Annotated in this window: 10 protein-coding genes, 1 tRNA gene and 5 pseudogenes; 11 read left to right on the forward strand and 5 right to left on the reverse strand. The window is 53.5% G+C overall.

The window, feature by feature from the left end; all coding sequences use genetic code 11:
• Window positions 1-844 (reverse strand): hypothetical protein (locus tag ACTBDZ_RS10385; RefSeq protein WP_438815252.1); only part of this gene is annotated, 844 nt, incomplete at its 3' end.
• A 72-nt stretch (window positions 845-916) separates the two neighbouring features.
• Window positions 917-1,660, reverse strand: a pseudogene (locus ACTBDZ_RS10390) (substrate-binding domain-containing protein); the annotation flags it as partial.
• Here ACTBDZ_RS10390 and ACTBDZ_RS10395 point away from each other — a divergent pair.
• From ACTBDZ_RS10395 to ACTBDZ_RS10435, 9 genes and pseudogenes are all read left to right on the forward strand, one after another.
• Window positions 1,640-2,022: pseudogene (locus tag ACTBDZ_RS10395) on the forward strand (PTS cellobiose/arbutin/salicin transporter subunit IIBC); the annotation flags it as partial. The pseudogenes ACTBDZ_RS10390 and ACTBDZ_RS10395 overlap by 21 nt on opposite strands.
• A gap of 29 nt (window positions 2,023-2,051) precedes the next feature.
• Window positions 2,052-3,481: pseudogene (locus ACTBDZ_RS10400) on the forward strand (6-phospho-beta-glucosidase).
• A gap of 248 nt (window positions 3,482-3,729) precedes the next feature.
• Window positions 3,730-4,476, forward strand: a pseudogene (locus tag ACTBDZ_RS10405) (VirK/YbjX family protein); the annotation flags it as partial.
• A 38-nt stretch (window positions 4,477-4,514) separates the two neighbouring features.
• Entirely contained in the window at window positions 4,515-4,649 is a 135-nt protein-coding gene (locus tag ACTBDZ_RS10410; protein ID WP_438815253.1) for a hypothetical protein, read from the forward strand.
• Window positions 4,650-4,782: 133 nt separating this feature from the next.
• The gene (locus ACTBDZ_RS10415) at window positions 4,783-5,775 is read left to right on the forward strand and encodes a cation diffusion facilitator family transporter (RefSeq protein ID WP_438815254.1); all 993 of its coding nucleotides are present in this window, start codon (window positions 4,783-4,785) and stop codon (window positions 5,773-5,775) included.
• Window positions 5,776-5,786: 11 nt separating this feature from the next.
• Entirely contained in the window at window positions 5,787-6,101 is a 315-nt protein-coding gene (locus ACTBDZ_RS10420) for a metalloregulator ArsR/SmtB family transcription factor (protein WP_319801680.1), read from the forward strand.
• A 111-nt stretch (window positions 6,102-6,212) separates the two neighbouring features.
• Complete coding sequence (locus ACTBDZ_RS10425; protein WP_438815255.1) at window positions 6,213-7,139, forward strand: D-2-hydroxyacid dehydrogenase; 927 nt, start codon at window positions 6,213-6,215, stop codon at window positions 7,137-7,139.
• A 171-nt stretch (window positions 7,140-7,310) separates the two neighbouring features.
• Window positions 7,311-7,386 (forward strand) — tRNA-Gly (locus ACTBDZ_RS10430).
• Between the two features lie 225 nt (window positions 7,387-7,611).
• A complete protein-coding gene (locus ACTBDZ_RS10435) occupies window positions 7,612-8,946 on the forward strand; it encodes a tyrosine-type recombinase/integrase (protein ID WP_438815256.1) in 1,335 nt (444 codons plus the stop codon).
• Here the strand turns inward: ACTBDZ_RS10435 and ACTBDZ_RS10440 are convergent.
• On the reverse strand, window positions 8,933-9,187 hold the full coding sequence (locus ACTBDZ_RS10440) for a helix-turn-helix domain-containing protein (protein WP_438815257.1): 255 nt from the start codon (window positions 9,185-9,187) through the stop codon (window positions 8,933-8,935). The two genes, ACTBDZ_RS10435 and ACTBDZ_RS10440, sit on opposite strands and share 14 nt — an antisense overlap.
• Before the next feature lie 97 nt (window positions 9,188-9,284).
• On the reverse strand, window positions 9,285-9,530 hold the full coding sequence (locus tag ACTBDZ_RS10445; protein WP_438815258.1) for a helix-turn-helix domain-containing protein: 246 nt from the start codon (window positions 9,528-9,530) through the stop codon (window positions 9,285-9,287).
• A 104-nt stretch (window positions 9,531-9,634) separates the two neighbouring features.
• Here ACTBDZ_RS10445 and ACTBDZ_RS10450 point away from each other — a divergent pair, with 104 nt between their 5' ends.
• Window positions 9,635-9,880, forward strand: a complete 246-nt coding sequence (locus ACTBDZ_RS10450) for a helix-turn-helix domain-containing protein (protein WP_438815259.1) — start codon at window positions 9,635-9,637, stop codon at window positions 9,878-9,880.
• A 159-nt stretch (window positions 9,881-10,039) separates the two neighbouring features.
• Here the strand turns inward: ACTBDZ_RS10450 and ACTBDZ_RS10455 are convergent, their stop codons facing one another.
• On the reverse strand, window positions 10,040-10,174 hold the full coding sequence (locus tag ACTBDZ_RS10455) for a hypothetical protein (protein WP_438815260.1): 135 nt from the start codon (window positions 10,172-10,174) through the stop codon (window positions 10,040-10,042).
• Between the two features lie 525 nt (window positions 10,175-10,699).
• On the opposite strand from ACTBDZ_RS10455, the pseudogene ACTBDZ_RS10460 reads away from it, so the two are divergent.
• A pseudogene (locus ACTBDZ_RS10460) lies at window positions 10,700-11,577 on the forward strand (integrase domain-containing protein).
• The last annotated feature ends 140 nt before the right edge of the window (window positions 11,578-11,717 follow it).

Raw genomic sequence — 11,717 nt, forward strand, 5'->3', positions numbered from 1 at the left:
CGCGCGTTGCCAGTAAATTGGCGGTCTCCATGTGGCCGAACCACACCGCCAGATAAAACGCTGACAGGCCGTGACATTCAATGGCCGCACCGCGCTCCAGCAGCCAGGTCAGCAGAGCCTGACCGTGCTCCACGTTGTCTGGCCAACCGGCGACGATGTGCAGCGCGCTGATTTGAAAATGGGACCATTCGCCCGATGTGTTGATATCGGCGCCTTTGTCCAGCAGGGTGCCCAACAGGGATAGCTTTTCATCCCGCCGAAGACCGGTTGCGGTGACGATATCGATAAACATGGTGTTGATATCGGGGGCATCATGCGGCAATTCGTCAATGATCTGCCGGATGGTTCGCGAATCATGGATCAGGATACTGAGGGGAAGCTCATGCCCTTGGCTCTGGTTCAACTCGAAAATCAGTTTTACCTGCTTTGGCCGGAAGTTTTTGCTGGTGAGATAATCGATGATTTCCCCTTTCTCATCAGCAGGAATACTGATCCCGGCTTGCAGCAGCCGGATAAAATGGTGCAGCAGCGGTAAACCATCGATATATTCCGGCAGGAAGATACCGGAATCGAGAAACGCTTCAATCAGCGGCAAACAAAGGGAATTGACGACCTCGTTTATCGCGGGGAGATGTCTGCCCTGTTCACCGATCACCGGCTCGCTCCCCTGCGACAGCAGGTAGCGTGCAATCTTTGCTTCACGGTAGGTGACGGCATAGTGCAGCGGCGCGAAGCCGTGCTCATCAGGTTGATTGCAGTTAGCAGCATCGATGCGCTGCTGGAGCTTTCTGAAGCTACCTGATTTGATCAGGTCGCTGAGGGTCTTGGGGCGGCTGAAAAACATCGATTTGATTTCGCGTATCCTTACGTAACCGCATGATATCACGACATCGTTGACACCGCATCGGTGAAAAAACTAGCGATAAAACGGCCCCGTCGTCACCGAATCGCGCAGGATCAATGATGCTGGATAGGCCTTGCGTTGGCTCAACGTGCCACCATCCAGCATGGACAGCAGTCGGTTGATGATCTCTTGAATCATCTCACCCAACGGCATTTTCACGCTGGAGAGCGAAGGGATGGTAAATGCTGCCGTGGGCAAGTCATCAAAACCAATTACCGACACCTGCTCGGGCACACCAACGCCGCGCGTATAGAGCTGTTTGAGCGCGCCGATGGCCATGTCGTCATTGCTGGCGACTAACGCTGAGAAGCTGACCTGATTGTCGAGCAGGGTGTTGACGGCCTCAACACCATTGGTGAGTGCCCACTTACCGAGAACGATACGGCGTTCATCCACGGGAATCGCGTGCTGTTCCAGTGCGGCTTTGTAGCCTGCGAGGCGTTCCATGCCGGTGGGCGAATCCAGCGCGCCGGTGATAAAGGCAATTTCACGATGCCCTTGCTCGATCAGGTGGTTGACGGCATTGCGGCTGGATTCATGCTGATCGGAGTAAATGCAGTAGCTGTCATTCACCCGTAACCGGCGGTTCAGCACCATGATGGGCTGTTTATGCTGACTGATGATCTGATCCATTTCATCAATGGTGAGAAAACGCGGATAGATGATGATGGCATCGCAGCGTAAATCGATCAGGAATTGAATCGCGGCGCGCTCTTCTTCAGCGCTGTGTTTGCCATCCACCAGCAGCAGTTGGCGGCAGAGGCATCCGCCATTTGGCCGGGATCTCTGAACCGGCGTTGTACGGCGTGGCGGTGCGGCTGAAACGTCCGCTGATTGCCAGCCTGATCAGCAGTTTTATTTGCGGCGCGGTAGCCGGAATTGGCGGCCTTGCCAGCCACTCCATGGCGTCGCCGGGGCTGTTTACCAGCGTGCAGTTTTTCGATCCGGCCAACCCGATGAGCATTGTGTGGGTGGTGGCCGTGATGATTCTGGCGGTGGTGTTGTCGTTTGTACTGACACTTATTCTCGGCTTTGAGGATATTCCTGAAACCGAAGAGGAATCGCAGCCAACCAAAGCCAAGACGAGTGAACCCGTGCAGGCCACCAGCGTTAGTTAATTGATATTGGTACAAAGAGAAGGTGACTCATGTCAGCAGCGACATTTCCAGACGGATTTTTATGGGGGGGCCCCTGGCGGCAAACCAGTCAGAAGGCGCTTATCGGGAAGGGGGTAAAGGGCTGAACACCGTGGATATGATCCCGCATGGTCCCGCCCGTTTGCCGGTAAAGCTGGGGCAGGAGAAGCGTTTTACGCTGCGTGACGACGAGTTCTATCCCAGCCATCAGGCGATCGATTTTTATCATCGCTACAAAGAAGACATCGCGTTGATGGCAGAGATGGGGTTTACCGTGTTCCGCACCTCTATCGCCTGGAGCCGTCTCTATCCGAAGGGTGACGAACTGACGCCGAATCCGGAAGGTATCGCTTTTTATCATGCGGTGTTCAGTGAATGCCGCAAATACGGTATCGAACCGCTGGTGACGCTGTGCCATTTCGATGTACCGATGCATCTGGTCACCGAGTATGGCTCATGGCGCAACCGCAAGATGGTGGAGTTTTTCACCCGCTATGCGCGCACCTGCTTTGAAGCGTTCGACGGACTGGTGAAATACTGGCTGACGTTCAACGAGATCAATATCCTGCTGCACAGCCCGTTCTCCGGTGCTGGTCTGGTGTTCGAACCGGGTGAAAATCAGGATCAGGTGAAGTATCAGGCTACGCACCATGAGCTGATTGCCAGCGCGCTGGCGACCCGGATCGCGCACGAGGTCAATCCTGAAAATCAGGTGGGCTGCATGCTGGCGGGAGGAAACTTTTATCCGTGGTCTTGTAAGCCAGAAGATGTGTGGGCGGCACTGGAAAAAGATCGGGAAAACCTGTTCTTTATCGATGTGCAGGCGCGCGGCGCTTACCCGTCCTATTCCGCGCGGGTGTTCCGTGAGAAAGGTGTCCATATCGAGATGCAGGATGGCGATGCTGACATTCTGAAAAACACCGTCGATTTTGTCTCTTTCAGCTACTACGCCTCACGCTGTGCCTCGGCAGAGATGAATGAGCACAACAGCAGCGTAGCCAATATCGTTAAATCTCTTACCAATCCGCACATTACCCGCAGTGAATGGGGCTGGGGCATCGATCCACTCGGCTTGCGTATCACCATGAACATGATGTACGACCGTTACCAGAAGCCGCTGTTTCTGGTGGAAAACGGTCTGGGTGCACGCGATGAGATCAATGCCAACGGCGAGATCGAAGACGATTACTGCATCAGCTATTTGCGTGAACACATCCGCGCCATGGGCGATGCGATCGATGACGGTATCCCAGTCATCGGCTACACCACCTGGGGCTGCATCGATCTGGTCGCGGCGTCGACCGGGGAAATGAGCAAACGCTACGGTTTTGTGTATGTCGATCGTGACGATCTTGGCAACGGCTCGCTGGAACGACGCAAGAAAAAATCCTTTGCCTGGTACCAGAAAGTGATCGCCAGCAACGGTCAGGATCTGGATTAACCGAGAAACGCTATCATTGGTGTATCACATCAGATTCTGTAAAAAGGCCGATCCCGACGTTAACCGTTTCGGGATTGGCTTTTTAATAAACCAATAACAAACAAAGCTGGGGGTTTGGTTGCTTCCTGAAAGATGATTGCATAACGGTTTAGTCAACGGCTGATAAAGTATAAAGATAGGGGGCTGTTTCCGAATCAACACTATTATTTCTTATGGCACTTGCAACCTTTGATGAAATATCATCCCCGATGAGCCGCTGGCAGTTACTGAGCCATTTGCTGCGCGGGGATATTCACCCTGATGAGAAGAGCGTTTGGTTAAAGCCCGCCTACTGTCTTAAATTTCTGGCGCGCTCGCTCCTTCACCCTGTTTTGACGCTGAACTGGCTCCACTACATTGCCAGTCACCCGCAGCGGGCGCAGATGCTGTATGCCCAAATGGCGCTGCCCGATAAACTTCAACGGCCATACTTCTCTAGCCGTTTTTCTGCCCGCAACGCCTTGGCCGCGCTTTGTTATCACTATGATGCCGTGGCCTGCGCCAATCCAAGGTTACGTCGCCTGATGCTGACACCTGGCGGTGTACCGATCGTCAATTTACAGGGCAAAAGCGGTGCTGCTTACGCGTTGCTATTGGGTTCCCACTCATCACTGGATAAAGAGGGAGAGATAACGCTTCAGTTGTGTACTGAGGGGATGCCGCTGGCGCGCATGACCATGACCGTGGTGCAGTTCGAAGGACAGAGAGCGTTATTTATCGGCGGATTACAAGGGCCGACGCGGCACTTGCAACAGCAGAAGGCGCGCATTTCGCAGGTAACGCGTGATTGCCATGGGTTGTTCCCTAAACGGTTGGTACTGGAAACGGCCTGCGTGCTGGGTGAGCTGTTAGGGATTGAGTGCATGATAGCGGTGGGAAATCATACCCATGTTTATCAGAACTGGCGCTACTGGCGTAAAAAGAAAACCAGTTTTCATGCCGATTATGAGAGCTTTTGGCTCTTCGTGGGGGGGGGGAATTGCGACCCGATGGCGTGTGTCTGTTGCCGCTGCGTATCGCAAGCAAAAGTCTCGACGACGTTGCCAGTAAAAAACGGGCAGAGTATCAGCGCGCCAACGGCGTGCTGGCGGAGATCCATCATCAGATGCATGCTGAAATGAGATCTTGATGCCTGTCTGACATGAAAATAACGTGGTTGAGCGCGGCGATCGTTGCGGCCGGTAACCTATTTGTATTGCTTTTATTTTAATATATTAATAGTTATTCATATATTAAAATCATCTAAAGGCAGGAGAGGTACAATGTCCCATTCTCACCACGATCATGCTCACGACCATGCGCCGACGGTAACGCGCTCGAATGAGCGCAAGGTCCTGATCGCTTTTGTGATTACTTTTACTTTTATGTTGGTAGAAGTCATGGGCGGTGTACTTTCCGGTTCGTTGGCGCTGCTGGCGGATGCGGGACATATGCTGACGGATGCCGCGTCACTGGCGTTGTCCTATGCAGCCTTTCGTTTTGGCCGTCATAATGCAGACACCAAGCGCACCTTTGGCTATTTGCGTTTCGAAGTCATTGCCGGGTTTATCAATGCGCTGACGCTGTTTGCTATCGTCATCTGGATAGCCTACGAAGCGTGGCTGCGTTTTCGCCAGCCGCATGAGGTGCTGGCAGGGCTGATGCTGGTCGTAGCGGCGATCGGGCTGCTGGTGAATATTGTGGTGTTCTGGATATTGACGCGCGGCGACAGCGAACATGTCAATATCAAAGGTGCAGCACTGCATGTGATGGGCGATTTGCTGGGTTCCATCGGTGCTATCGCGGCGGCTATTGTGGTCTATTTCACCGGCTGGACCCCCATCGATCCTATCCTGTCGCTGGTGGTGTCCTTGCTGATCTTGCGCAGCGCATGGGCGTTATTGAAAAAATCGCTGCACATACTCTTGGAAGGGGCACCCGCCAATGCCATGCCGCAAGAGATTGAACGCTATCTTAAAGAGAGCGTAACGGGAGTGGCAGACATCCACCATGTGCACGTGTGGATGATCACGTCGGGGCGCATCCTGGCCACATTGCATGTACGCGCCAAAGAGGGGGCGGACGTGCGTCAGGTGGTTCGGCAGGTAGAGCGCGAGCTTTATGACCGTTTTCACGTAGAACACGCAACGGTTGCCATTGACTGGGGTGATGAAGATGAGGCGGCCTGTAGGTGCAGCCTGTCACCCTTTAAGGAAATACATCAACATCATGACGATCATTCTCATCATCATGATACGGACATATCTGTTACGTGAGGGCACGCACATTGAGTCGTCATGCCATGCTTTCTCTGCATGAAACTACCATCCTGTCAGAAACGTTTCGTCTGATGGGCGATCCTACCCGTTTGCGCATTTTGCATTTCTGCCTGACGGGACCACATGCTGTCGGTGACATTGCGCAAAACCTGGCGCTTTCACCGTCACTGGTGAGTCACCATTTACGCTTGCTACGCGGCGCGCGCTTGGTGAAGCGGGAGCGCAGGTCACGCCAGATTTTTTATACCGTGGCGGATCACCATGTCACCACCATGTTGCTGGACATGGTGAACCACATTGGCGAATCACAAGAAGAAGAGTGATATCTGTCAGAAAACGGGCCTGCATGCTGAAAGGGTTGCCACAGGCTTCTCGCTACGAGTAGGGTAGTTGTGGTTTTTTTACGGCTACCGTTGATAACGCGAGGGGGAGAAATGGGGGCGATTCTTTTATTGGAATCTCGGGCAGAGGAACTGCGTGCGCTGTTAAGCACGAAAGCATCGGGGTTGGATTATTGCCTTCCTGATGACGGAGAAGACGCCGTCGCGCGCTGTGACATTTGGCTTGGTGAGCCGGACCGGGCGGTATCGCTGCTAACCGCTGGGCATCGCCCTGCATGGCTGCAATCTACCTGGGCTGGCTTCAAGCCGCTGCTTGCAGCGGGTCTCCCGCAAGATTACCGTTTGAGTCGCGCCGTAGGGGTGTTTGGTCAGCCGATTGCACAATACATCCTGGCGCATCTGTTGGCGCACGAGCAGCGTTTGTTCGCATTGCAGGCACAGCAGCAACGTCAGGAGTGGGATCGCCACCTGTCCGGGCTGTTGACGGGCAAAACCTTATTGATCGTTGGCGCGGGTGATATTGGCGCTGAGGTGGCCGCCATGTTGCGGTCATTTGGCGTAACGCTACACGGGATCGTTAATACACCGCGGGCGTTGCCCGGTTTTGCGCGTGTGTCGGGGATTGACGCGCTGGCGCACGACGTGGCGCAGGCCGACTATGTAGTGAACCTGCTGCCGGATACGCCGAAAACGCAGAATCTATATAACGCAGATTTGTTCGCATGCATGAAACCTTCCTCGGTATTTATCAACGTGGGGCGCGGCACGTCCGTGGTGGATGACGATCTGGTGGCGGCGCTGCGAGCAGGAAAATTGGCGAGAGCGGTGCTGGATGTTTTTCGTCAGGAGCCGCTGTCGCCAGAACACCCTTTCTGGCTAATGCCCCGGTTGACGTTGACGCCGCATATTGCCGGTCCGATGGTGCCAGCGCTGATGGCGGACCTGTTCCTGGACAACTTGCAACGTTACTCCCAAGGTGCAGCGCTGCGCGGCGAGGTTGATTTTTCACGCGAGTATTGAGTTCGCAGGTATTGAGCACCAGCGCGCAGGGAATGACCACTTGCGCGCATTTTCACTGAAAAGGGCTTGCCAGCCTGAAATAATTGGTACATAATGTTCACCGCTAACACGAAGTGTTGAATAAATTTAGTATATTCAATGTGTTACCGTTAGCTGAATTACACTTCCTAAGCGGGAATAGCTCAGTTGGTAGAGCACGACCTTGCCAAGGTCGGGGTCGCGAGTTCGAGTCTCGTTTCTCGCTCCAATTTTTGTTCTATAGACTTCCATTAACGTCTATAGTTCTATGATTCAACAGGGTAATCGCTCTTTTGAGCATCCAGCGAAATCCGCTGAAAACCACCGTCAACCACGCCGAAGTAGTACACAAATTAGTACACGGAAAGCGGGTGAATGACGGATGCGGATTGTTTGCTGAGTCGTTTTCCTTTGCGCGGTACTCCTCTCTTCAACCTTGAAGGAGGTATACCCTATGGCGTTAACCGATGCCGTCGCCCGGCAGGCCCGCACCACCGGCAAAGCCTACACTCTCAACGATAGCGACGGGTTGTCACTGTTCGTGACCGCCAACGGCGCGAAGAAATGGCACTTCCGTTTTTCGTTGCAGGGTAAACAGCAGCGCATTTCCTTAGGTTCCTATCCTGAATTTTCCCTTAAACAGGCGCGCCAGCAGCGTGATGAATTGCGCACGCAGTTGGCCGGGGGCATCGATCCGCGCAATTACAGCCAGCAGTCCAATGCCGCAGCGCAGAATACCTTTGACGCGCTATTCCGCCAGTGGCGCGACTTCAAGGTGCTGAGTCTGGAGCGCGGACGGCAAAGCTCGCTGTCGCAGATCGATCGCATCTTCGCCAAAGACGTGCTGCCGTCGCTGGGCGGTCTGTCGATTTTTGACGTGGAGCCGTCGTATATTCTGGCGGCTCTGCGCCGGATAGAGCGGCGCAAGGCGCTTACCACCGCCGAAAAGGTGCGCACCTGGCTGAATCAGTTATTCCGCTACGCCAAAGTGGAAAAGGGCGTGCGCTACAATCCGGCCAGCTACCTGGATATCGTGGCCACGCCCCGTCTGCCGGTGACGCACAATCCCTTTTTGCGCATGGATGAGTTACCGTCGTTTTTGCGCAAGCTGCGCGACTACGGCGGGCAGGAGACAACCCAACAGGGCTTACGCCTGCTGTTGTTGACCGGCGTGCGTACTGGCGAGCTGCGCCTTGCTGAACCTAATCAGTTCGATCTTAAGCGTGGGTTGTGGATTATTCCGCCCGCATCGGTCAAACAGTTGCAGGTCAGGATGCGCAGGGAGGGTAACAGCGTTCCAGCTTATGTGGTGCCGCTGCCGCGACAGGCCATCGATATCGTGAAAGCGCTTTTAACCTTGCAGCAGCGACGACCGGCGCAATGCTACCTGCTTCCCAATTGCAACAACCTGCAAAAGCGCATCAGTGAAAATACGCTTAACAGCGCGCTGAAACGCATGGGTTATGCAGACCGACTAACCGGTCACGGCATCCGGGCGACGATCTCGACGGCGCTTAACGAACTCGGCTACCCGAAAGAGTGGATCGAGGTACAACTATCCCATGCCGATCCCAATAAGATCCGTGCCGCCTATAACCATGCGTCTTACGTCGAACAGCGGCGGATGATGATGCAGGAATGGGCCGACCGGTTGGATCGGTGGGAAGCCGGGGAGCCGGTGACGAAAACCGCTGCGTCGCAGGATGTCGGCGCGTTTGGCATGGCGGTGAAAAGTCGGATGTTGGCTGCTGAGGGATCGCCGTTGTTACGCGAGGTTATTTCGCGCTGAGCGGCTTATGTTTCGTCGGGATTTTGTTGATGATGTTAATCGGGTCGAGAGAGAGTAAATGGGAAAGATGGATGAACTCGACAATATCTAACCGACGTTCTCCGTTCTCGACCTTTGCGATAAACGATTGAGGGCGATCCAGTGCCTGTGCCAAACTTTCCTGTGTGATCCCTTTCGCTACACGCGCCTCACGCAGTGCCTTGATAACACGCTGATATTCATCGGAGTAAATAGAAGCCATTGTTGTTAATCCCGGTAGAAATACCGGGTTGACTATCAATGACAGTTTGTTTTATCCCAAAAAAGGATATTGGTATTTATCGCTTAAATGATTCTATTTATTTGGCCATTTTTTGTGTGATGATTTTTTCCAGAACCGGAGCTGGATCGACAGACAACAAATACGCCAGCAAAGCAAATTCCACGACATCCAGCTTGCGCTCACCACTCTCGACTTTAGCGATAAATGATTGTGGTCGACCTAACATATCGGCCAGTTTTTGCTGGCTGATACCTTTACTGATTCTGGCCTCGCGAAGCGTTCTGATAACCAACTGATATTCCTCTGAATAAATTGATGTCATCTCGCTAACCTTGATCTATATCCCAAAATCGAATATCAATCGTTTATTGGATTATCCCAAAACGGGATAATTGATTGAGTTCGTTATACGAGAGAGTTAGATAAATGAATAAAAATGACTGGCATCATGCTGATATCATTGCTATTTTAAGAAGAAAGGGAACAACATTGTTGGCGGTTTCCAGAGAGGCGGGACTGGCCTCGTCCACATTGGCAAATGCGCTGACGCGACACTGGCCGAAGGGTGAGCGCTTAATTGCTGATGCACTGAAAAAACAGCCGGAAGAGATCTGGCCTTCACGCTATCAGGATATCGGGCGCGGGCAGGGTGGAGAAAGGGAGGTGGATTGAAAACCCACCCGGCGAAAATTTACAAAATTTTTTTCATACTGTTAGTGGATTTAGACGCTCCTTACTGGATTTCTATGGAATAGAAATCCAGTAAGGAGCCAACAAGCGCAGCGCGTTAGCCGCTTGATATACGGATTTTGGCGCAGTAAATTGTCAGTGTTACGCCGCTGTTGCAAGCAGTACTCCCATGTTGCCACGATCTTCAAGGCAACGCACAGGCTCAGCCTGTGTGGTCGACGCCCAACCCGCCCCGCTACCCTCTTGCGGGTGATCGCTGCGGCGATGGTAGCTCACTTATCCCAATGCCTTAGGGCTGTATCCCGTTTGTTCTTCGTGAAGCAACGTCTTTTCGCATACGCACTGATGCTTACAGCACTCCTTATAGCTTATGCAACCGTCTGCGGCCTTTTGCTGCCTCAGAGAATGCATCTATGAGGCAGCGGCGTCACTTCATACGGCGTAAAGCCGTTGCAAGTGACGCCGCGAACGATCTCTGCGTCAGCCCTTACGCCACAGCGCTTTCCGGCGCGACCTGTCATCTGACGCACATTTTCTGTGTCAATTCTTATCAACCCACTTATCAGAGGAGGACTGAACCGATACCTGAGGCAGGCTTTCAGCCTGAGGGGATCACCCTGCTGATGCAGGCGGCTGCACCGAGTGCATAACCGATATCCCCGCCATACCTCAACCGCTGCCGCTCTGGCGCGCAGGTATTGTTCAGTGCGGCACGGAAACCCGTACCGTGAAGCGCCGTGCGCCGGAGAACTGAGGTTATTGAGGATGGGGGGATAACATATGTAACGATTAAGCTGGGAGATGCAGACGTTGGCCCGACAGGCTGGCGGCAGCCATAAGACGGTACATGACCGACTAAAGATTGCAGAGCGGCTTGCCAGTCACCTGTTATTTTTGAATATTCAGATCCGCACGATACAGCATCTCAAAGCGAAACATATCGAATGCTATATCGCCGAGCGGTTAGAACAGGGAATTACCCTGCGCACGCTGCATAACGAGATGGCGGCGGTGCGGGTGATGCTGCGCACCGCTGGACGGAACAAGCTGGCGGATGCGGAACGGCTGAGCAACAAGGCGTTAGGTTTGAGCGGAGCCAGCCGGGACGGCACTCGGAAAGCTACCACGCCGGAGCGGTATCAGACCGCGCTGGCAACCTTGCAACAGAAAGACGCCAGACTCGCGCTGACGCTACAACTGGCACGAATGATGGGTTGTGCTCACAGGAAGCGGTGCAGCGCTCGCAGTCGCTCCAGACATGGGCTACCGCGCTGGAGCGAGGCGACGAATAATTGATGGTGGTATTCGGCACCAAAGGAGGACGGCCCCGACAAACGCGGGTGCTGGATCGGCAAACGTTAATGGAGACAGTGAATTAGGCGCTGACGGTTGCCGCTGCTCGCAACGGTCGGCTGATTGATAAACCGGATCTGAAAAGCGCCATCAACCGCTGGTGTTCACAAACGACTCTGGCAGGACTGAAAGGGCAATATTCCTCGCACAGCCTGCGTTACGCATGGGCACAGGATGCTATGTATTATTATCGGCGGCAGGGTTTCAGTAACCGGGAAGCCCGCGCGCTGGTATCGATGGATTTAGGACATGGGGATGGGCGAGGGCGGTATGTGGAGCTAGTATATGGGGAAAGATGTAAGTTTGGGTGTATCTTCAATGTATAGCTGGCTTTGTTGAATAAATTGTACTAGCTCAGACCTGATCTGACAGTTACCGGTTATTTATACAGGTGTCTGTCAGATTAAATCTGGTTCAGATTTTTTTCTGCCCAGACCCGTTTACCATCAAGTAATGTTGCCATTGG

It is taken from the genome of Symbiopectobacterium sp., assembly GCF_051710365.1.
GTDB lineage: Bacteria > Pseudomonadota > Gammaproteobacteria > Enterobacterales > Enterobacteriaceae > Symbiopectobacterium.

Excerpts from the sequence above, each read along its gene's own strand:
- ACTBDZ_RS10450 (WP_438815259.1), top strand. The coding sequence starts at position 9,635 with ATGAATAAAAATGACTGGCATCATGCTGATATCATTGCTATTTTAAGA.
- ACTBDZ_RS10425 (WP_438815255.1), top strand. The coding sequence starts at position 6,213 with ATGGGGGCGATTCTTTTATTGGAATCTCGGGCAGAGGAACTGCGTGCG.
- ACTBDZ_RS10415 (WP_438815254.1), top strand. The coding sequence starts at position 4,783 with ATGTCCCATTCTCACCACGATCATGCTCACGACCATGCGCCGACGGTA.
- ACTBDZ_RS10445 (WP_438815258.1), bottom strand. The coding sequence starts at position 9,530 with ATGACATCAATTTATTCAGAGGAATATCAGTTGGTTATCAGAACGCTT.
- ACTBDZ_RS10440 (WP_438815257.1), bottom strand. The coding sequence starts at position 9,187 with ATGGCTTCTATTTACTCCGATGAATATCAGCGTGTTATCAAGGCACTG.
- ACTBDZ_RS10435 (WP_438815256.1), top strand. The coding sequence starts at position 7,612 with ATGGCGTTAACCGATGCCGTCGCCCGGCAGGCCCGCACCACCGGCAAA.